The organism is Pseudoduganella sp. R-34, assembly GCF_049904655.1.
In the GTDB taxonomy this organism is placed as follows: Bacteria; Pseudomonadota; Gammaproteobacteria; order Burkholderiales; family Burkholderiaceae_D; genus Rugamonas.
On record NZ_CP184572.1, the window covers coordinates 4,676,812 to 4,695,793 of the forward strand.

Genomic DNA, 18,982 nt, shown 5'->3' on the forward strand with positions numbered 1-18,982 from the left:
ACTGTTTCAGCCGGGCTTTTGTTTTCTGCGACGGATAATGAGAGATAAAAAAGACAACGCGACAATCGACCTGCCAGGCTTCGAGCCTGCCGAGCCGATGGCGCCGGAAGCCAAGCTTCCGCCGCCGCCGCGTGTGCGCCGCTCTCCGCGCAAACAGGAACAACTCGACTTGCTTGGCGAACTCGGGCCAACCGACGCCAGCGGCCTGCCAATCTGGCAGAATGATCCCAACCTGGACCTCACCGGCCTGCCGATCTGGCGGCGCGACTAAAAAATGACTTCTTTCGCTACCCTGCCACTGTCCGAAAAACTCCTTGCCAACCTGGACTCGCTGGGCTACCGCGAAATGACCGAGATCCAGGCGCAAAGCCTGCCGTCCATCATGGAGGGCCGCGACCTCATTGCACAAGCGAAGACCGGCAGCGGCAAAACCGCAGCTTTCGGCATCGGCATGCTGTGCAACCTGAATACCGCCTGGTTTGCCGTTCAGGGACTGGTGCTCTGCCCCACCCGCGAACTGGCCGACCAGGTAGCCAATGAACTGCGCCGCCTGGCGCGCTGCGTGCCGAACGTGAAGGTGGTGGTACTGACCGGCGGCACGCCAATGCGCCCCCAAATCGCCTCGCTGGAATTCGGCGCCCACATCGTGGTCGGCACCCCGGGCCGCGTGCGCGACCACCTGTCGCGCGAATCGCTCGACCTGTCCAATGTGCGGATGCTGGTGCTGGATGAAGCCGACCGTATGACGGACATGGGCTTCTATGACGAAATCGCCGGCATCGTGCGCGCCTGCCCGAAACGCCGTCAGACCTTGCTGTTCTCGGCAACCTACCCGGACGACATCCGCCAGGCGACAGAAGCCTTCCTCTACGATCCGGTCGAAGTGACTGTGGAAGCACAGCACAGCGGCGGCCAGATCGAGCAGCGCTTCTACGAAATCGGCTTCGACGACCGCGACCAATCGGTCGGCAAACTGCTCAAGCACTACCAGCCGGCATCCGCCATCATCTTCTGCAACACCAAGGTGCACTGCAAGGAATTGCTGGATGAACTGCATGCAGAAGGCTTTTCAGCGCTGGCTTTGTACGGCGAACTGGAACAGCGCGAACGCGACGAAATCCTGGTGCTGTTCTCCAACCGCAGCTGCTCGATCCTGATCGCCACCGACGTCGCCGCGCGCGGCCTCGACATCGCCAATTTGGAAGCGGTCATCAACGCCGACGTATCGCGCGATACCGAAGTCCACATCCACCGCATCGGCCGCACCGGCCGCGGCGGCGAAAAAGGCTTGTCGCTGACACTGTGCGCGCCGAACGAGAAGAAGTGGGTCAAGCTGATTGAAGACTACCAGGGCGCGCCCGTCGAATGGCACGACATCAAGGAGCTGGCTGAAGACGAATTCGTGAACGCCGAACCGGCGCCGATGCTGACGCTCTGCATCGCAGGCGGCAAGAAGGAAAAGCTGCGTGCCGGCGACGTGCTGGGCGCGCTGTGCGGAGACGGCGGCCTGACCAAGGAACAAGTCGGCAAAATCAATGTCACCGAATTCCAGACTTATGTCGCGCTGGACCGCCGCATCGCCCACGACGCCTTCGCGCGACTGAAGGCCACCAGCACCATGCCGGGAGGCGACTTCGGCAGCTTCAAAGGCCGCAATTTCAAGATGCGATTTATCGAAGTTTAAGCACGGACCGAAACGCTGGCGGGGAATTGCGGCGCGCGGCGGACCATCGTCGCCTGCTCGAAAGCGTAGGCCATGCCGATCAATGCCGCCTCACTGAAGGCTGTGCCGACGAAAGACAAGCCGACTGGCAGGCCCCGCACGTAGCCCGCAGGCACGGTGATGTGCGGATATCCGGCCACCGCAGCTGGCGAAGAAAAACTCTTGCCGTAGTGGTCGCCGTTAATGAAGTCCGTCAGCCATGCAGTGCCGTCGGTCGGCGCAACCAGCGCATCCAGTTCGTGCGCTTTCAACACCAGGTCGATGCCCTCTTTTCGCGAATAACGGTGATTGTTGGCCAGCGCGTCCTGGTAGGCCTGGCTGTCGAGGCCCGGCTTGGCTTCCGCGCGCTCCAGGTACTCCTGGCCGAAGTATGGCATTTCAAGCTTGGCGTTCTGCTTGTTGAAAGCGATCAGGTCGGCCATGTTCCTGACCTTCGCATTTGGCGCGTAATCCCGCAAATAGGCCGCGAGGTCGACCTTGAATTCATGCAGCAGCACCTCGGTTTCACTGTCGCCGTACTTCTCCGTGTTGGGCACGTGCACGTCGACCAGGATTGCACCTTGCGCCTTCAACGCTTCCAGCGCCTTTTCGATTTCAGCATCGACGCCATCGCTGCCGCCGAAGAAATTGCGGGCAACGCCGAGGCGCTTGCCGCGTAAGGCATCGCGCTTCAGGGCCGACGAATAATCGGCAGCCCTGCCGGCGCCATCCTGCGTGACCGGATCCTTTGGGTCGATGCCCGCCATCGCGGCCAGCATCAATGCGGCGTCCGAAACGCTGCGCGCCATCGGGCCCGCTGTGTCCTGGGAGTGCGCGATGGGAATGATGCCGCTGCGGCTCACCAGGCCAATTGTCGGCTTGATGCCGACCAGGCCGCAGATCGATGCGGGCGATACGATGGAGCCGTCGGTCTCTGTGCCTACGGCCAGCGTCGCCAGCCCGGCGGCAATCGCTGCGCCGGAACCGGAACTCGAGCCGCTGCAGTTGCGGTCCAGCGAATACGGATTGCGGGTCAGGCCGCCGCGCGCGCTCCATCCGCTGACGGAATGGCTCGAGCGCATATTCGCCCATTCGCTCAAATTGGTCTTGCCGATGATGACCGCGCCCGCTTCGCGCAGACGCGCCGCCACGTGCGAGTCGCGTGCTGCCCGGACACCGGCAAGCGCCAGCGATCCGGCGGTAGTGCTCATGCGGTCTGCCGTCGCGATATTGTCTTTCAGGAGCACCGGAATGCCGTGCAGCGGACCGCGCACGCGCCGCTGATGGCGCTCACGATCCATTTCGCGCGCAATCTTCAACGCCTCAGGATTTATTTCGATGATGGAGTTAATGCGGGGGCCCGATTTGTCGATCGTATTGATCCGGGACAGGTATTGCGAAGTAAGCGCATGGGAGGTCAGCTTGTTGGCGGCCATCAGGCCTTGCTGATGCTGGACTCCGGCATCAAGCACGGACGGCACCGCCGCCTGCGCACGCGGCAAACCAGCTGCCCCGCCGGCAGCCAACCCCAACTTCACGAAACCCCTTCGATCCATCTGGTACGCCCTCAGTCAAGAAAAGCACAAACCAGTAGAATACCAGCATGTTGCAAGCAATTAATACTGTTAAAAAGTAAAAAAGCCCGCATCAGCGGGCTTTTTATTGCGCATTTGCAACAGTTTGCTGCAATTAGGCGCGCACGACCTTCTTGAACTCGTGGGTACGGGTGTCGATTTCGACGACGTCGTCCTGGGACACGAACAGTGGCACCTGGATCGAGAAGTTGCGGCCTTCGATGGCGTTTTCCAGCTTGGCTTCCTTCAGCACGTTACCGGAGGTGTTGCCTTTAACAGCTGGCTCCGAGTAAATGATCTGGCGAGCGATGGTGGTTGGCAGTTCCACGGAGATTGCCTTGCCGTCGTAGAAGACAGCTTCGCATTCCATACCGTCTTTCAGGTAGTTAACTGCTTCGCCCATGTTCTCTTCTTCGATTTCGTACTGGTTGTACTCTTCGTCCATGAACACGAACAGTGGATCAGCGAAGTACGAGTAGGTCACTGGCTTCTTGTCCAGAACGACCACGTCGAACTTGTCATCGCCGCGGAACACGTTTTCCAGCGGGGCGCCGGTCAGCAGGTTTTTCATCTTCCACTTGTAGGTGAAGCCAGTGCGCGACGAGCCGTTGACGTCGGAACGCAGAACGATGAATGGCTTGTCTTCAACCATGATGATGTTGCCGACACGAATCTCTTTTGCGAATTTCATAGCGAATATATACCGGTTAAGGGGAGTTGCAGTAACCGTGCATTATAGCACGGGGTTGTGATGTATTACCTGAGCGATGCACAAAAATTAGTCAAATTCGTGGCCAGATCGCCGTTTGCCAGGATTTTTTGTTGCCATTCCGACGACTTTGCCGAAATTTCAGGCATTGCCGCTACGAGGGCTTTCCACAAGGTTGGCCAGTCGCCCTGAGCCGCGCCGTTCCAGCACAGCGAAAACTCGTCGAACGCACTGCCTGCCGAATAGCGCTGCAGGAAAGCGCGCAACTTCTTATGGTGCAGGTTTTCATCTTGCGCGTAACTATGCCAGATGAAGGATTTGCCAGCCCATTGCGCCCGCACCCAGGAATCTTCGCCACGCACGAAGTTCAAGTCGCAGGACCAGAGCAGCTTGTCGTAATCCTGTTGCGGCACAAACGGAAGCACGCGCACAGTCAACGCGCCTTCGCTGCGCACCGCACCCGGCACGGCTGGCTGGCCAAGGAAAGTTGCCACAGCTTCACTCGTTACACCTTCCGGCACCAGGCAAGTCACTTGCTTCTCGCCGCCGCGCCACGCCGCGAACAGCTCCAAGACCGGCGCGTAGGGATAGCAGAACAGCGACACCTTCGTTGCTGCCGCCTCGGCGCCCGTTACGCCTAGCGAGGACAAGAAAGCCGATACGGCAGCGGGATCGGAGATATAGGCGCGGCGCTCGGCTTCAAGGTCTTTTTCGTACAAGAGCCCGCCTGTTTTTTCAGTAAAGCCGGGGAAGAAGAAATACTTGGTCAGCGGCAGGCGCGGATGCTTGGACGGCAGGCTATGGCAGCCTTCCACCCACTCTTCCGCGCTCAGGCCTTCAAGGTTCAGCCACACCGGGCGCTCCGGGCGCTGCGCCATCGCGGCAATATAGCCAGGCGGGATGTCGCAGGCAAAGAATTCGATCACGATGTCCGCCACATCGTCCGACGCAAACTCACCCTCTTGCGTAGCCCAGTGACGCACGGCGATGCCGTCAATATGTTGCGACTCGGCGGTTACGTCGACTTGCGGACAGATGCGTTGGAACGAACGCAAGTCATCAACCCACAGCCGGACGGCGATGCCGTGCTCGCGCTGCAGTTGGCGCGCCAGGCGCCAGCAAATACCGATGTCGCCGAAGTTATCGACAACTTTGCAAAACAGATCGAGGGACAAGCTAGTTGACATAGGCCGGAAAACGAAAAAGCCGCACTAGGCGGCTTCATTCTAATCTGTGGCGTCCCCACGGGGATTCGAACCCCGGTACTCACCGTGAAAGGGTGATGTCCTAGGCCTCTAGACGATGGGGACCCTGGACTTGCACTACGCTTTGAATGACTTGGCGTCCCCACGGGGATTCGAACCCCGGTACTCACCGTGAAAGGGTGATGTCCTAGGCCTCTAGACGATGGGGACGTCGTAAAAGCGTGCGCGAATTATATCAGCGTGCAAGCCTCATTTCAAGGGCGCAACGGCGAAGTGTTCGATGCGATTGGTGTTCACGTAATGTGACTCCGCCGACATCATCCCCACCAGCACGAGAATCGCCAATGGCGGCAAGGTGATCGCGAAGATCAGCGCCAGCCTCTCCCACTTCATGTGCATGAAAACCGCGACGATAAAGCCGGCTTTCAGCGTCATCAAAATCAGGATCAGCGACCAGCGCAGCATGCCCTGCAAGTGGAAGAAGTCCACCAGGTAGGAGAAGAAGCTCAATACGAACAGCAAGATCCAGACTTTGACATACGTCCCAATCGGATGCTGTTGATGGGCGGCGGTAGCTTCGGACATGGCGGCCTCCTACCAGAGATAGAACAATGCAAAGATGAATACCCAGACAAGGTCGACAAAGTGCCAATACAGGCCGGTGATCTCGACGATGTCATAACCCTTTTTCTCATAATGCCCATTCAGCACGCGCCGCGCGATGATCGACAAATAGATCACGCCCGCCGAGACGTGCAGCCCGTGGAAGCCGGTAATCATGAAGAAACACGACCCGAATTGCGCCGCCCCCATCGGATTGCCCCATGGCCGCACACCTTCGTGAATCAGCTTGCTCCACTCGAAAGCCTGCATGCCCACAAACAGCAGGCCGAAGCCTGCAGTCACCAGCATCAGCGTTGCGGCCATTTTTCGGTTGCGCTGATAGCCATAGTTCACCGCCATCGCCATCGTGCCGCTACTGGTAATCAGCACGAAAGTCATGATCGCGATCAGGATCAGCGGGTAGCTGGTTCCGGCAATGGTGAGCGAAAATACTTCGCTGGGATTCGGCCACGCTGAAGTGGTGGCCATGCGCACTGACATATAGCCTGTGAGGAAGGTGCCGAAGATGAAGGTATCGCTAAGCAGGAAGATCCACATCATCGCCTTGCCCCACGGGACGCGGAACGCGACGCGGTCTCCCGCCCAGTCGGAGACGAAGCCTTTCAAGTCATTGGTGCCGGTATCCATACCTCACCTCACTGGAATGCCTATCGTTGTGCAGAAGGCCCTGACCAGATCCGGCGTCACCAGGTACAGCAAGGCGAACACCGCCAGCCAGAGGACAAACAGGAAATGCCAGTACTGCGCGCACAGGCCGATCGCCTCTCCCGCCCTGCGCACTGCAAACGCCCCGGCAACCATGCCGCCCAGTACGTGTGCGGCATGCAGGCCGGTGATCAGGTAGAAGAAGCTGTTGGCCGGATTGGCCGCCACGCCATAGTCGGCGGCGGTCATCGCCTGCCAGGCATAGAGCTGGGAAAGCACGAACATTGCCGACAACACCAGCGCGCCAATCGAAGTGCTGCGCGCCGCTTCGCGCCGGCCGGCAGCGACATGCCGCCCCGCCAGCTCCCAGGCCAGGCTGCACGACACCAGCAATGCGGTGCTGGAATACAATTGCCACGGCACGTAGGCGATGGGACGCCAGTCTTCATAAGCGGCCCGCATCATGTAAGCCACGCCGAACAGGCCGAACAAAGTAGTGACCACTACCATGAAGACCCAAAGCCCGATGCGGCGCGCGCCATCCGGCCAGGCCGGGCCGCTGTCGTGAGCACCGTGCGGACCGCCCTCGCCTCCTGGTTGGCCAGGAATCCCGCCGCCTGCCCTCAACGTTGCATTGGCGCTCATTTCGGCACCTCCGCCGGGTCATGGTGCGGCGTCAGGTGCGCCTTCGGATGCGGCGGCGGAGCGTGCGGATCCGGACCGTACTCCGGACCAGCGTTCTGCGGAATGTAATCGCCGCCAGCACCGGGGCCGTCGACGCCATATTCGTAGGCGCCGCGATGTACGGACGGAAGCTCTGGCCCCCAATTTCCATGTTCCGGAGGAGTTTGCGGCGTATACCATTCGAGGCTGGCGGCGCGCCACGGGTTGCCACCTGCCACGGCGCCCTTGCGCGCGCTCCACGCCAGGTTGAACAGGAACAGCAACTGCGCCACGCCGACGATCAACGCCGCCACTGAAATAAAGGCGTTCAGCGTATGCGCGGACTCGGGGATGAAGGCGTAATTCTCATAGGCGTAATAACGGCGCGGCATGCCCAGGATGCCGAGATAGTGCATCGGGAAGAAGATCGCATAGGCGCCGATAAACGTAATCCAGAAATGCGCCTGGCCCAGCGTTTCGCTATACATGCGACCCGTCACTTTGGGGTACCAGTGATACAGGCCGCCGAACACCGCCAGCACCGGCGACACGCCCATCACCATATGGAAATGCGCCACCACGAAGTAGGTGTTCGACAGCGGAATGTCGACGCTGACGTTACCAAGGAACAGGCCAGTCAGCCCGCCGATCAGGAAGGTACTGATAAAGCCCAGGGCGAACAGCATCGGCACCGTCAAATGAATGTCGCCGCGCCACAGGGTCAGGGTCCAGTTATAGACCTTCAGCGCAGTCGGCACCGCGATGATCAGGGTCGTGGTCGCAAAGAAGAAACCAAACCACGGATGCATGCCGCTGACGTACATATGGTGCGCCCACACCACGAAGCTCAAGCCGCCGATGATGACGATAGCCCACACCATCATGCGGTAGCCGAAAATGCACTTGCGGGCATGCACGCTGATCAGGTCGGAAATCACGCCAAAGGCAGGCAAGGCCACGATGTACACCTCGGGGTGGCCAAAGAACCAGAACAGGTGCTGGAACAGCAGCGGACTGCCGCCCTTGTAATCGAGCTGTTGCCCCATCGAGACCAGGGCAGGCATGAAGAAGCTGGTGTGCAGCGTCTTATCGAACAGCATCATTACCGCGCTGACGAACAGCGCCGGGAATGCCAGCAACGCCAGGATGGTCGCCACGAATATGCCCCACACCGACAGAGGCATGCGCATCAGCGTCATGCCGCGCGTGCGTGCCTGCAGCACGGTGGTAACGTAATTCAGGCCGCCCATGGTGGCCGCGACGATAAAGATCGCCAGCGACACCAGCATCACGATGATGCCCCACTCCACGCCCGGCGTGCCCGGCAGGATCGCTTGCGGGGGATACAGCGTCCAGCCTGCGCCAGTCGGCCCACCGGGCACGAAGAAGCTCACGCACAGCACGACCACCGCCAGCAGGTAGAACCAGTACGACAGCATGTTCAGGAACGGGAACACCATGTCGCGCGCCCCGACCATCAGCGGAATGAGGTAATTGCCGAAGCCTCCGAGGAACAATGCCGTCAGCAGGTACACCACCATGATCATGCCGTGCATGGTAATGAACTGGTAATAGCTGTTCGGGTCGATGAACTTGAATTGGCCGGGGAAACCAAGCTGCAGCCGCATGAGGTCCGACAGGATCAGGCCAACAGTACCGATGAACAGCGCCGTCAGCGTGTACTGGATCGCGATCACCTTGTGGTCCTGGCTCCAGACATATTTGGTCCAGAAGCTTTGCGGGGCGTGATGGCCTTCGTCGTCGTGGCCGTGGTCTTCACCATAAGACATGCGAGGTCTCCTCAGCGTACAGTCTTGATGTAGTCGATCATCGCCGCCATTTCTTCATCGCTTAGCTGGTTAGGTGGCATGATGTTCGGGAAGCCCTTGACCACTTTGGCCTTGGGGTCGTTGATGGATTGCTTCAGGTAGGCTTCATCCACTGCGACGGTAGTGCCGCCTTCCAGCGTCTCCTGCTTGCCAAACAACCCTTTCCAGGTCGGGCCGACGCTCGGCGCCCCGTCTACGCTGTGGCAGGCTACGCAGCCTTTCGATTGCGCGATCAGCCTGCCCTGCTTGCCCGGCTCCGCAGGGCCGCCGACACCGCCCACGGCGCCTTGGCCACTGAAGGTCGGCTGTTTCGCCAGCCAGGCATCGTAGACGGCCTGCTCCTCAACCACGACGGCGCTGCGCATATTCGAATGCCCAACACCGCAAAGCTGGGCGCACAGCACTTCGAAGCGCCCGGTTTGCGTTGGCGTCAGCCAGAAATGCGTCACCAGCCCTGGTACCATGTTCATGCGGGTGCGGAATTGCGGCACGTAGAAATCGTGCAGCACGTCCTGCGCACGCAGCATGACCTTGACCGGCTGGTTGAGCGGAATATGGATCTCGCTGCCGTCGACCAGCACATCATCCTGCCCGGCCGGATCTTCCGGGTTGATGCCGAAGGGATTGGTGGCATTGATGAAGCGCACGTCCGTCGCGCCGAGTTTATTGTCCTTGCCAGGCAGGCGGAAATGCCAGTCCCACTGCTTGCCCATCACTTCGAACACGCTGGCATTGGGCGGCGGCGAAATCAGTTTGGCATAGACGTTCAGGCCCGGCGCCAGCATCGCCACGATGCCGAGCGAGGTGGCGCCGATCAGCCACCACTCCAGCTTGCCGTTATGCGATTCCGCCGCGGCGCGATGGCCCTCGCGGTGGCGGAACTTGAACACGGCGTAGGCGACAAACAGGTGGATGATGATGAAGAGAGCGGCGCAGATCACGAGCGTGATCATCAAAGCATCGTCCATCGCCTGCCAGTTGGAGGCTATGGGAGTCAGCCACCATGGGCTGAGCCAGTGAAAAATAATCGCGCCAAGAACAATCAGGATAAGGGAGATTGCCAACGCCATAATGATAAGCCCGGTTAGTTATGGGGAAACTACACACGGCTACGCCCCGCTCACTGGCGGGGCGACCTTGCCAAGGCTTATTCACTCGCGTTTTTCTGGCCTCTCAAGCATGCGGTAAAACACGGCACAGCAGGCGCCGAACACGACATGGGCGCCAAAGGTTGTCCATCCTCGCAAATCGGCAAACCAGGTAAAGGCGCCTGACATGCCGTAGAAATTCAGTACATAAAGAAGTACGCCAAACGCGGCGCCGGTCAGCGCTACCAGGCCCATGCTCGAGTCGAGCTGGAACGGCGCGATGATGGCCGCCAGCATCATGGCGAAGGTAATGCCGAGGATATAGTGGACTGCCAGCGCCGCAATCACGACGGTCAGATCGTAGCCGGAAGTTTGCAGCACCTCCCAGCCCATGACCATCGCCGCTACCATCCGGGTTGTCAGCCATCGGTCACCGCCTTGCACGGTGGCCCATAACAACTCCATCAACATCAGGATACCGCCGGCTCCGAAACCGGCGATGGCTGCGGCGGTCCAGTCAGCCTGGCGCGCCACCCAGCGATGCGATTGCAACACGCGAAGTTCCATGACTTCCTCCTGTGCAGGGTCCGTAACTCATATTAGTACGCAAACCACGAAGATGCAAAGGAGTTAAGCTTGCACGCTTTTTAGGCTGTTTTGGATGGAAGTAAGAAGAAATGCTGGCGTCCCCACGGGGATTCGAACCCCGGTACTCACCGTGAAAGGGTGATGTCCTAGGCCTCTAGACGATGGGGACCTGTTGGACTATTGCTACGTTGTGCCTTGTTGGTGGAGGTAAGCGGGATCGAACCGCTGACCTCTTGCATGCCATGCAAGCGCTCTCCCAGCTGAGCTATACCCCCCTGGGCACAACATAATGCGAAAAGCTTGGCGTCCCCACGGGGATTCGAACCCCGGTACTCACCGTGAAAGGGTGATGTCCTAGGCCTCTAGACGATGGGGACCATATGGACTTTCCGTTACTACTATCAATCTCTGCCGCGTTGGTGGAGGTAAGCGGGATCGAACCGCTGACCTCTTGCATGCCATGCAAGCGCTCTCCCAGCTGAGCTATACCCCCATGCTGGCACAGATTGTTACTGCTCTTGGCGTCCCCACGGGGATTCGAACCCCGGTACTCACCGTGAAAGGGTGATGTCCTAGGCCTCTAGACGATGGGGACCCTGGACTACTTTTTACTGCTTTTCCTTCGCTAAACTGGTGGAGGTAAGCGGGATCGAACCGCTGACCTCTTGCATGCCATGCAAGCGCTCTCCCAGCTGAGCTATACCCCCGTTTTCGAAGGAGACAGAAGTATAGCAGCCCTTCTTTAAATTGCAAATGCTAATTTGCAAGATTGTCGAAATTATTTACGCAAACTTGCTCAGGCGGGCTGCCACGGTGTCGCGTCCGAACAATTGCAGCACTGCATCGATAGCAGGCGTCTGCAGTTGGCCGGCCACCATCAGGCGCAGCGGCATCGCCAGCTGAGGCATTTTCAGGCCGTGTGCGGCCAGCACTTCCTTGATCATGGCGGCGATGGCTTCCTTGGTCCACTCGACAGTGGCGATGCGGGCAGCGAAGTCGGCCACGGCAGGCTTGACGGCATCGGTGTAATGCTGGGTCATCAGGGCCGCATCAGGGTTGGGCGCGCGGTAGAACAGCATTGCAGCGTCGGCCAGTTCGACGATGGTGTTGGCGCGGTCCTTCAGCAGGCCGATCACGGTGGCCAGTTCAGGCGCGCCCTCGAAGACGGCGCCGGCAGCCAGCAGCGGCTTCTTGGCGAGCTCGGCCAGGCGGGCGTTGTCGGCTTGCTTGATCCAGTGGTTGTTGACCCAGGCCAGCTTGTCGAAGTCGAACTGCGCCGACGACGCGGTCAGGCTCTCCAGGTTGAACCATTCGGTGAACTGCTCCATCGAGAACAGCTCATCGTTGCCATGCGACCAGCCCAGGCGCGCCAGGTAGTTCAGCATGGCTTCCGGCAGGTAGCCCTTGTCGGCATAGTCGATCACGCTGACGGCGCCGTGGCGCTTGGACAGCTTGGACCCATCCGAGCCCAGGATCATCGGCAGGTGGCCGTACTCCGGCAGCTTGGCGCCGATGGCGCGCAGGATGTTGATCTGGCGCGGAGTGTTGTTCACGTGGTCGTCGCCGCGCAGAACGTGAGTGATCTGCATATCCCAATCGTCCACCGCAACGCAGAAATTGTAGGTTGGGGTGCCGTCCGGGCGGGCGATGACCAGGTCGTCCAGCTCCTTGTTGGAAATGGTGATCGGGCCCTTGACCACGTCAGTCCAGCTCACATCGCCATCCAGCGGATTCTTGAAACGCACCACAGGCTTGCGGTCAGCCGGGACCGGCGGCAAGGTCTTGCCCTCTTCCGGACGCCAGGTACCGTCGTAGCGCGGCTTTTCGCCGGCCGCAGTCGCCTTGTCGCGCATGGCCTGCACTTCTTCCGGCGACGAATAGCAATGATAGGCGGTACCGGCAGCCAGCATCTGCGCCACCACTTCGCGGTAACGGTCCATCCGCTTCATCTGGTAGAACGGGCCTTCGTCATGCTGCAGGCCGAGCCACTCCATGCCATCCAGGATCGCCTGCACCGCTTCCGGGGTCGAACGCTCCAGGTCGGTGTCTTCGATACGCAGCACGAAAGTACCGCCGAAGTGGCGTGCGAAAGCCCAGGAATACAGCGCAGTGCGCGCGCCGCCAAGATGCAGGAAACCGGTCGGGCTAGGTGCGAAACGGGTACGGACTTGAGTCATTTCGAGTGGAAAGCGAAAAATATAAAGGCGTAATTCTACCTGTAATGAAAGTCGGGGTCAGGTCTGGCAATCGGACAAAATGTCCGATTGCCAGACCTGACCCCGACTTTGACCCCGACTTTCAACAGTTACTTGACTGTGACGGTGATGCTCTTGGACAGGCCGGGGCCGTAGCTTTGATGGGCGCCGTTGGCGAATTGCATCGTCAGTTTGTAGGTGCCCGGCGGCAGCGTGACTTCGGTTTCGGTCTGGCCTTTGCCAAAGTGCAGGTGGGTTTCGTCGAAGGGGATCGATTCGCCAACCTTCATGCTGTCGCCATTGATCAGCAGGTGGTGGTGGCCGGTGTTGCTGTCCATGGTGCCGGCTGGCTTCACTTCCATGCCGGTGACCGCAAATTTGACCTTGAATGGGCTGCTGACAACCGCGCCGTTCTTGGGCTCGGTGAAATCCACCGATTGCGCTGCCACTGTGCCTGCAACCAGGGTCATTGCGAGGGCCGCCAGGATCTTCTGCATATCTGTCTCCTTATCTGAGAGGGGGTCCAACGTACTTGACGATCAAGCCTTTCGGCCCGACTGCCCATCCGGCGCCGGAAGCTGAAAAGCCAACGGCGTTCAGTTTCGTTTCCTTTTCGATAATTGTCCAGCTTTTGCCTCCGTCGCGGGTATAGCCCGAGCCGGCCAGGCCAACGGCCACGAAAGTGCTGCTTGTCCCGGGCACAGGCACCACTGCCGACATGAAGCCGGCAGGCAGGATTTGCGCTGGCGACCAGCCTGCCCCGCCATCGAGACTGATGGCGCCATTCAGCGTTTCCAGCGATGGCTCCTTGTAGTCGCCTCCTGCAACGATGCCGCGCCCGTTGCCGGCAAACCCGACCGAGAAGGCGCCCTTGCTAGTCGCAGCAGCCGGAATCTGCAGCGTCGCGGCCTGCCAGCTTTGTCCTCGGTCGACCGAGCGGAACACCCGTGATTGGGCTCCCCCACCGGTGACAAACCACGCATCGGCCCTCCCGCCCACGCTCAGGCAGGTTCCACTGGCGGCGAACGCGCCCTCCTGCGGAAGCGCTGCCAGGCCGCCAGGGTCGCTCACTGGTTGCCAGCTTTCGCCGCCGTCGCTGGTCACGAGGATCTGGAAGGCGCCGCGCACCGGGTCGCCGAACACAATGCCGTTGCGGCTATCCCAGAACGCCATGGCATCCCAGAAGCCCTCAGCATCCTTGTTCACGACCAGCAGTTGCCAGCTGGCGCCTCCGTCGCGTGTGCGGTATATGCGTGAGGCGGCACCGGGTCCGGCGCCCATCACGATGGCCGTGTTGGCGTCAAATGCTTCGATATCGCGGAAGTCGAAAGCTTCCGCGCCGGGCACCGCAAGTAGCGTCCAATGCTCGCCATCCACCGTGCACAGCACGGTACCCTTGGCGCCGCTGGCCCACGCCACCTTATCGCTCAGGACGGACAGGCCGCGCAGCTCAGTGGTGGCTGCGTGCTGCCGCGGCACCCATGCTGCCGCATGAGCTGACGGAGGCGCCTCGACAACCGGTGGCAATGCCGAACAACCGGCCAGTGCGGCAAATACCGCGCAAGAGATGGCGCGCAGCATCAGTCGTGCTTGATGACGATGCTAGGGAACTTGCTACTCATATCCTTGGCCTTTTCGGCCACCTTCACCGCTACCTTGCGCGCGATCGCCTTGTAAATCGCAGCTTCGGCGCCATCCGGCTCGGCAACCACAGTCGGCTTGCCCGAATCAGCCTGTTCGCGGATCGCCAGCTTCAACGGCAGCGCGCCCAGGAAGTCCACGCCAAAATCGGCACACATCTTCTCGCCGCCGCCGTGGCCAAAGATTTCTTCCACATGGCCGCAGTTCGAGCAGATATGGGTGCTCATGTTCTCCACCACGCCCAGGATCGGGATGCCGACCTTCTCGAACATCTTCAGGCCCTTGCGCGCGTCCAGCAGCGCGATGTCCTGCGGCGTGGTGACGATCACGGCACCGGTCACCGGCACCTTCTGGGACAGGGTCAACTGGATGTCGCCAGTACCAGGCGGCATATCGACAATCAGGTAGTCCAGGTCGCGCCAGTTGGTCTGTTCCAGCAACTGCTGCAGGGCCTGGGTGACCATCGGACCGCGCCATACCATCGGCTCGTCCGGATCGATCAGGAAGCCGATCGAGGAAACCTGGATGCCATGGCCTTCCATGGGGTCCATGGTCTTGCCGTCGGAAGTGGTCGGACGGCCGGAAACCCCCAGCATCATCGGCTGCGACGGGCCGTAAATATCGGCATCCAGCACGCCCACGGACGCGCCTTCGGCGGCCAGCGCCAGCGCCAGGTTGACTGCGGTAGTCGATTTGCCGACGCCACCCTTGCCTGAAGCAACGGCGATGATATTCTTCACGTTCGGCATCAGCTTCAGGCCGCGCTGCACGCTGTGGGAAATGATCTTGCTGGCGATGTTCAGGTTCACTTTCGCGCCCAGCGGCTGCAAGGCAGCCAGCACATTGGCGCGGATCGATTCGATTTGCGACTTGGCCGGGTAGCCCAGTTCGATATCCAGGCTGATTTCGCCGCCCTCGACCTTCAGGTTGCGGACGGACTTGGAGGAGACAAAGTCCTTGTTTATATTAGGGTCAATTACTTTGGACAGTGCTGATTTGACGTCATCTACGGTGATACTCATGCAATTCTCCATTGGTGATGGCGCAGTCTAGCGCATCCGCTGGTAAAATGCTCTTTTTATCCACCTTACAAGCGCATCAATTATGACTCGCAAGCTGTTCGTCACCACTGCCCTGCCATACGCAAACGCTGCCTTCCACATCGGCCACATGATGGAGTACATCCAGGCCGACATCTGGGTCCGTTTCCAGCGAATGCAGGCCGAGGGCGACGGTTTGCGCGAAGTGCACTTCGTGGGCGCCGATGACACCCACGGCACCCCGATCATGATCGCCGCTGAAAAAGAAGGCATCACCCCGCAGGAATTCGTGGCGAAGATCGCCGCCGGCCGCCCGCAGTACCTGGACGGCTTCCATATCGCTTTCGATAACTGGTATTCCACCGATTCGCCGGAAAACGTGGAACTGTCCCAAGGCATCTACCGCAAGCTGCGCGACGCTGGCCTGATCCAGACCAAGACCGTTGACCGCTTCTTCGACCCGGTCAAGGGCATGTTCCTGGCCGACCGCAACATCAAGGGCGAGTGCCCGAAGTGCCACGCCAAGGACCAGTACGGCGACAACTGCGAAGTGTGCGGCGCTGCTTACCAGCCGACCGACCTGATCAACCCGTACTCGGTGTTCACCAACGCCACCCCGATCCTGAAGCCTTCGGAACAGTACTTCTTCAAGCTGTCAGACCCGCGCTGCTTCGAGTTCCTGCGCGACTGGCTGAACACCCCGGGCCGTTTGCAGCCAGAAATGGTGAACAAGGTCTCCGAGTGGCTGGGCGAAGCGGGCGAAAAGCTGGCCGACTGGGATATCTCGCGCGATGCACCCTACTTCGGCATCCCGATTCCTGACGCGCCGAACAAATACTTCTACGTCTGGCTGGACGCGCCGGTGGGCTACCTGGCTTCGCTGAAGAACTACTGCGGCAAGAAAGGCATCGACTACGACGCGCTGCTGGCCGATCCGGGCACGGAACAGATCCACTTCATCGGCAAGGACATCGTGTCCTTCCACCTGCTGTTCTGGCCTGCGATGCTGCAATTTGCCAAGCACCCGACCATCGACCGCATGAAGGTTGCCGTGCACGGCCATCTGACCGTGAACAACGAGAAGATGTCCAAGTCGCGCGGCACCGGCATTTCGCCGCTGCGCTACCTGAACCTGGGCATGAATCCGGAATGGCTGCGCTACTACCTGGCCTACAAGCTGAACTCCCGCGTCGAAGACCTGGACTTCACCGGCGACGACTTCGTGGCGCGCGTGAACTCTGACCTGATCGGCAAGTTCGTCAACATCGCCTCCCGCTGCGCTGGCTTTATTGCCAAGAAGTTCGACGGCAAGCTGGCTTCCGAACTGTCCGCATCCTCGCAGGAATGGATCAAGAAAGCCCTGGTTGGCGAAGACGGCAGCGAGCGCCAGGCCTCCATCGCCGCCAACTTCGAAGCGCGCGAATTCGGCAAGGCCCTGCGTGAAATCATGGAAATTGCCGACGTGGCCAACCGCTTCGTCGACGAGAACAAGCCGTGGGTGCTGGCCAAGGACGACACCAAGCTGGCCGAACTGCACGACGTCTGCACCACTGCCCTGATCCTGTTCCGCCAGCTGACCATCCTGCTGTCGCCAGTGCTGCCGGGCGTTGCAAGCAATGTGCGCACCTTCCTGAACGATGCCGCTTACACCTGGGCCGATACCTCGGTGGCATCGGGCGCCGCATGGCAGCCGCTGCTTGGCCGCACCATCGGCGCCTACAGCCACCTGATGACCCGCGTGGACGCCAAGATGATCGAGGACCTGTTCGACGCGCCTGCGCCGGCCGCCGCCGCTCCTGCAGCCGCCGCAGCCAAGCCTGAGAAAGCCGCCAAGTCCAAGGCTCCTGCTGGCCCTGCCGTCACCGAAACCGGCATCGAAGTCATCGCCCCTGAAATCTCGGTCGACGATTTCTTCAAGGTCGACCTGCGTATTGCCAAGATCGTCAACTGCGAACACGTGGAAGGTTCCGACAAGCTGCTGCGCCTGACGCTGGACGCGGGCGAAGGCCGCCACCGCAACGTCTTCTCCGGCATCAAGTCGATGTACCAGCCGGAAGACCTGGTCGGCAAGCTGACCGTCCTGGTTGCCAACCTGGCGCCACGCAAGATGAAGTTCGGCGTCTCGGAAGGCATGGTGATGGCCGCCTCGGCGGTCGATGAGAAGGCCAATCCTGGCATCTACATCCTCAACCCATGGCCGGGCGCCACGCCGGGCATGCGCATCAGCTAAGCATGGACATAATCGTCCGCGAAGCAACTGCTGAAGATGCGCCCCTGATCGCCGAGCTCACGCGCAAAGCGTGGGCCGGCAAGGTCAATGTCACCTCCAGCGGACACCGTGAAACCGCCGTCTACGTCGCCGACCACCTGCGCGACGGCGGCGGTTTTATTTTGCTCGACGGCGACACGCCGATCGGCTCCGTGCGCTGGCTGCCGCTCGATGCGGAGCCTGATGTGTGGGAAATCCTGCGCATGGGCGTGGTAGCCGACTACCGCGGCACCAACCTGTCGCAGCACCTGCTGGAAGCCGTGATCCATCACGCCCTGGCCGCCGGCATCGAAGAACTGCGCCTCGCCGTGCGCAGCGACCAGCCCAAGCTGATCGACTTCTACACTGCCTACGAATTCACCCTGGCCGAGGAACTCGAATACTCCCACGCCAACCCGCTGGAACCAGCGCCGCTGGTCATGCGCCGCCTGCTGCGCCACTGACAGCGCTATACTCTAATCATGGTTGGAGAAAGGCGAACGGGCGATCTAAGCACCTCTGCGTCCGCATTACTTTGCCTGGCAACTTTCCATCACCTCGTGAGGTAGGCTGCAATGTTGAATTATTTGGTGTTTGCAATCGGAGCCATTGGCGTTACGGTCGGAGTTTCCGTTTCAATCTGGTCGTTCCTGTACACGCGCCGCCAGTGCCCTCCCGCCCGCAGAGCCGGACGGGAGTAACAGGCCGGCCGGGTCAGAACTTGGCGTTCAGGGACAGCTTGTAGCTGCGCGGGGCGCCGGGCATGATGTTGTTGTCACCGTGCGCTGAAGCGTAGTACTTCTTGTCGAGCAGGTTCTCGACGTTCAGTTGCAGGCGGTAGTCGCTGCCGAAGCTGTAGAACAGCGCGCCATCCACACGCGTGTACGATGGCAGGATCACGGTATTGGCCGTCGAGGTGTAAATGCTGTCGCGATACACCACACCCAGCTTGGTGGCGGTCGAAGTCGACTGCTGGGCATAGCCCTGCTCCGCCGCCGCATGCACATCCACTTGCGGCAGTACTTGGGAGTCATCGGCAAAAGCGGAGCAGGCGGGGAATGCGGCGGCAACGGCCAGGGAGATCTGGGTGGGGCTGAAACGGGTCATGGCTTTCAACGCAAATGAGAATGAATCTCACTCTAGTTTTAAGCCGCCACTTTCCCGCTTAAGCTGGTTGACCTCCTCCCCCTCTCACTGACGTTCGCCCGCCACTCGGCCGGGAAGGGGGAGA

Annotated in this window: 18 protein-coding genes and 8 tRNA genes; 4 read left to right on the forward strand and 22 right to left on the reverse strand. The window is 60.4% G+C overall.

Annotation, left to right across the window (positions count from 1 at the left end; all coding sequences use genetic code 11):
* Positions 1–37 precede the first annotated feature (37 nt).
* Positions 38–271: a hypothetical protein gene (locus ACN9MW_RS21255; protein ID WP_426162519.1), complete on the forward strand. Its 234-nt coding sequence runs from the start codon at positions 38–40 to the stop codon at positions 269–271.
* 3 nt (positions 272–274) lie between these two features.
* The gene (gene dbpA / locus ACN9MW_RS21260) at positions 275–1,684 is read left to right on the forward strand and encodes an ATP-dependent RNA helicase DbpA (RefSeq protein WP_426162520.1); all 1,410 of its coding nucleotides are present in this window, start codon (positions 275–277) and stop codon (positions 1,682–1,684) included.
* Here dbpA and ACN9MW_RS21265 read toward each other — a convergent pair.
* The 21 genes from ACN9MW_RS21265 to apbC form a co-directional block, all read right to left on the reverse strand.
* Complete coding sequence (locus ACN9MW_RS21265; RefSeq protein ID WP_426162521.1) at positions 1,681–3,258, reverse strand: amidase; 1,578 nt, start codon at positions 3,256–3,258, stop codon at positions 1,681–1,683. The two genes, dbpA and ACN9MW_RS21265, sit on opposite strands and share 4 nt — an antisense overlap.
* Positions 3,259–3,391: 133 nt before the next feature.
* A complete protein-coding gene (locus ACN9MW_RS21270) occupies positions 3,392–3,967 on the reverse strand; it encodes an elongation factor P (protein ID WP_130311408.1) in 576 nt (191 codons plus the stop codon).
* A 65-nt stretch (positions 3,968–4,032) separates the two neighbouring features.
* Positions 4,033–5,172 (reverse strand): elongation factor P maturation arginine rhamnosyltransferase EarP, encoded by a 1,140-nt coding sequence (gene earP, locus ACN9MW_RS21275; protein ID WP_426162522.1) that lies wholly within the window; start codon positions 5,170–5,172, stop codon positions 4,033–4,035.
* Positions 5,173–5,219: 47 nt separating this feature from the next.
* Positions 5,220–5,295 (reverse strand) — tRNA-Glu (locus ACN9MW_RS21280).
* A gap of 29 nt (positions 5,296–5,324) precedes the next feature.
* Positions 5,325–5,400 (reverse strand) — tRNA-Glu (locus ACN9MW_RS21285).
* Positions 5,401–5,439: 39 nt separating this feature from the next.
* Positions 5,440–5,775: a cytochrome C oxidase subunit IV family protein gene (locus tag ACN9MW_RS21290; RefSeq protein WP_426162523.1), complete on the reverse strand. Its 336-nt coding sequence runs from the start codon at positions 5,773–5,775 to the stop codon at positions 5,440–5,442.
* Positions 5,776–5,784: 9 nt separating this feature from the next.
* Positions 5,785–6,441 carry a heme-copper oxidase subunit III family protein gene (locus tag ACN9MW_RS21295; RefSeq protein ID WP_426162524.1) on the reverse strand — a complete coding sequence of 219 codons (657 nt, stop codon included), beginning with the start codon at positions 6,439–6,441 and terminating at the stop codon, positions 5,785–5,787.
* A 3-nt stretch (positions 6,442–6,444) separates the two neighbouring features.
* The gene (locus ACN9MW_RS21300) at positions 6,445–7,104 is read right to left on the reverse strand and encodes a bb3-type cytochrome oxidase subunit III (protein ID WP_426162525.1); all 660 of its coding nucleotides are present in this window, start codon (positions 7,102–7,104) and stop codon (positions 6,445–6,447) included.
* Positions 7,101–8,912: a cytochrome c oxidase subunit I gene (ctaD, locus tag ACN9MW_RS21305; RefSeq protein WP_426162526.1), complete on the reverse strand. Its 1,812-nt coding sequence runs from the start codon at positions 8,910–8,912 to the stop codon at positions 7,101–7,103. Before ctaD ends, ACN9MW_RS21300 begins: the two co-directional genes overlap by 4 nt.
* Positions 8,913–8,923: 11 nt before the next feature.
* Complete coding sequence (locus ACN9MW_RS21310; protein WP_426162527.1) at positions 8,924–10,021, reverse strand: c-type cytochrome; 1,098 nt, start codon at positions 10,019–10,021, stop codon at positions 8,924–8,926.
* Positions 10,022–10,102: 81 nt separating this feature from the next.
* A complete protein-coding gene (locus tag ACN9MW_RS21315; protein ID WP_057259100.1) occupies positions 10,103–10,606 on the reverse strand; it encodes a hypothetical protein in 504 nt (167 codons plus the stop codon).
* 114 nt (positions 10,607–10,720) lie between these two features.
* Positions 10,721–10,796 (reverse strand) — tRNA-Glu (locus ACN9MW_RS21320).
* Between the two features lie 30 nt (positions 10,797–10,826).
* Positions 10,827–10,902 (reverse strand) — tRNA-Ala (locus ACN9MW_RS21325).
* 26 nt (positions 10,903–10,928) lie between these two features.
* Positions 10,929–11,004, reverse strand: a tRNA-Glu gene (locus tag ACN9MW_RS21330).
* A gap of 40 nt (positions 11,005–11,044) precedes the next feature.
* Positions 11,045–11,120 (reverse strand) — tRNA-Ala (locus ACN9MW_RS21335).
* A 26-nt stretch (positions 11,121–11,146) separates the two neighbouring features.
* A tRNA-Glu gene (locus ACN9MW_RS21340) sits at positions 11,147–11,222 on the reverse strand.
* A 36-nt stretch (positions 11,223–11,258) separates the two neighbouring features.
* Positions 11,259–11,334 (reverse strand) — tRNA-Ala (locus tag ACN9MW_RS21345).
* A gap of 75 nt (positions 11,335–11,409) precedes the next feature.
* The gene (gltX, locus tag ACN9MW_RS21350) at positions 11,410–12,804 is read right to left on the reverse strand and encodes a glutamate--tRNA ligase (protein ID WP_426162528.1); all 1,395 of its coding nucleotides are present in this window, start codon (positions 12,802–12,804) and stop codon (positions 11,410–11,412) included.
* Positions 12,805–12,932: 128 nt separating this feature from the next.
* Positions 12,933–13,319 (reverse strand): DUF4399 domain-containing protein, encoded by a 387-nt coding sequence (locus ACN9MW_RS21355; RefSeq protein ID WP_426162529.1) that lies wholly within the window; start codon positions 13,317–13,319, stop codon positions 12,933–12,935.
* A 10-nt stretch (positions 13,320–13,329) separates the two neighbouring features.
* Positions 13,330–14,403, reverse strand: coding sequence for a WD40/YVTN/BNR-like repeat-containing protein (locus tag ACN9MW_RS21360; RefSeq protein ID WP_426162530.1), 1,074 nt, complete (start codon positions 14,401–14,403; stop codon positions 13,330–13,332).
* Complete coding sequence (gene apbC, locus ACN9MW_RS21365) at positions 14,403–15,485, reverse strand: iron-sulfur cluster carrier protein ApbC (protein WP_426162531.1); 1,083 nt, start codon at positions 15,483–15,485, stop codon at positions 14,403–14,405. Before apbC ends, ACN9MW_RS21360 begins: the two co-directional genes overlap by 1 nt.
* A gap of 82 nt (positions 15,486–15,567) precedes the next feature.
* On the opposite strand from apbC, the gene metG reads away from it, so the two are divergent.
* Complete coding sequence (gene metG, locus ACN9MW_RS21370) at positions 15,568–17,733, forward strand: methionine--tRNA ligase (protein WP_426162533.1); 2,166 nt, start codon at positions 15,568–15,570, stop codon at positions 17,731–17,733.
* A 2-nt stretch (positions 17,734–17,735) separates the two neighbouring features.
* Entirely contained in the window at positions 17,736–18,215 is a 480-nt protein-coding gene (locus ACN9MW_RS21375) for a GNAT family N-acetyltransferase (protein WP_426162534.1), read from the forward strand.
* A gap of 250 nt (positions 18,216–18,465) precedes the next feature.
* Here ACN9MW_RS21375 and ACN9MW_RS21380 read toward each other — a convergent pair whose 3' ends face one another.
* Positions 18,466–18,858 carry a TonB-dependent receptor domain-containing protein gene (locus ACN9MW_RS21380; RefSeq protein ID WP_426162535.1) on the reverse strand — a complete coding sequence of 131 codons (393 nt, stop codon included), beginning with the start codon at positions 18,856–18,858 and terminating at the stop codon, positions 18,466–18,468.
* Positions 18,859–18,982: the final 124 nt, after the last annotated feature.

Excerpts from the sequence above, each read along its gene's own strand:
- ACN9MW_RS21375 (WP_426162534.1), top strand. The coding sequence starts at position 17,736 with ATGGACATAATCGTCCGCGAAGCAACTGCTGAAGATGCGCCCCTGATC.
- ACN9MW_RS21360 (WP_426162530.1), bottom strand. The coding sequence starts at position 14,403 with ATGCTGCGCGCCATCTCTTGCGCGGTATTTGCCGCACTGGCCGGTTGT.
- gltX (WP_426162528.1), bottom strand. The coding sequence starts at position 12,804 with ATGACTCAAGTCCGTACCCGTTTCGCACCTAGCCCGACCGGTTTCCTG.
- ACN9MW_RS21255 (WP_426162519.1), top strand. The coding sequence starts at position 38 with ATGAGAGATAAAAAAGACAACGCGACAATCGACCTGCCAGGCTTCGAG.
- ACN9MW_RS21310 (WP_426162527.1), bottom strand. The coding sequence starts at position 10,021 with ATGGCGTTGGCAATCTCCCTTATCCTGATTGTTCTTGGCGCGATTATT.
- ACN9MW_RS21380 (WP_426162535.1), bottom strand. The coding sequence starts at position 18,858 with ATGACCCGTTTCAGCCCCACCCAGATCTCCCTGGCCGTTGCCGCCGCA.
- ACN9MW_RS21290 (WP_426162523.1), bottom strand. The coding sequence starts at position 5,775 with ATGTCCGAAGCTACCGCCGCCCATCAACAGCATCCGATTGGGACGTAT.
- ACN9MW_RS21315 (WP_057259100.1), bottom strand. The coding sequence starts at position 10,606 with ATGGAACTTCGCGTGTTGCAATCGCATCGCTGGGTGGCGCGCCAGGCT.
- ctaD (WP_426162526.1), bottom strand. The coding sequence starts at position 8,912 with ATGTCTTATGGTGAAGACCACGGCCACGACGACGAAGGCCATCACGCC.
- ACN9MW_RS21265 (WP_426162521.1), bottom strand. The coding sequence starts at position 3,258 with ATGGATCGAAGGGGTTTCGTGAAGTTGGGGTTGGCTGCCGGCGGGGCA.
- ACN9MW_RS21355 (WP_426162529.1), bottom strand. The coding sequence starts at position 13,319 with ATGCAGAAGATCCTGGCGGCCCTCGCAATGACCCTGGTTGCAGGCACA.
- apbC (WP_426162531.1), bottom strand. The coding sequence starts at position 15,485 with ATGAGTATCACCGTAGATGACGTCAAATCAGCACTGTCCAAAGTAATT.
- ACN9MW_RS21300 (WP_426162525.1), bottom strand. The coding sequence starts at position 7,104 with ATGAGCGCCAATGCAACGTTGAGGGCAGGCGGCGGGATTCCTGGCCAA.
- ACN9MW_RS21270 (WP_130311408.1), bottom strand. The coding sequence starts at position 3,967 with ATGAAATTCGCAAAAGAGATTCGTGTCGGCAACATCATCATGGTTGAA.
- ACN9MW_RS21295 (WP_426162524.1), bottom strand. The coding sequence starts at position 6,441 with ATGGATACCGGCACCAATGACTTGAAAGGCTTCGTCTCCGACTGGGCG.
- metG (WP_426162533.1), top strand. The coding sequence starts at position 15,568 with ATGACTCGCAAGCTGTTCGTCACCACTGCCCTGCCATACGCAAACGCT.
- dbpA (WP_426162520.1), top strand. The coding sequence starts at position 275 with ATGACTTCTTTCGCTACCCTGCCACTGTCCGAAAAACTCCTTGCCAAC.
- earP (WP_426162522.1), bottom strand. The coding sequence starts at position 5,172 with ATGTCAACTAGCTTGTCCCTCGATCTGTTTTGCAAAGTTGTCGATAAC.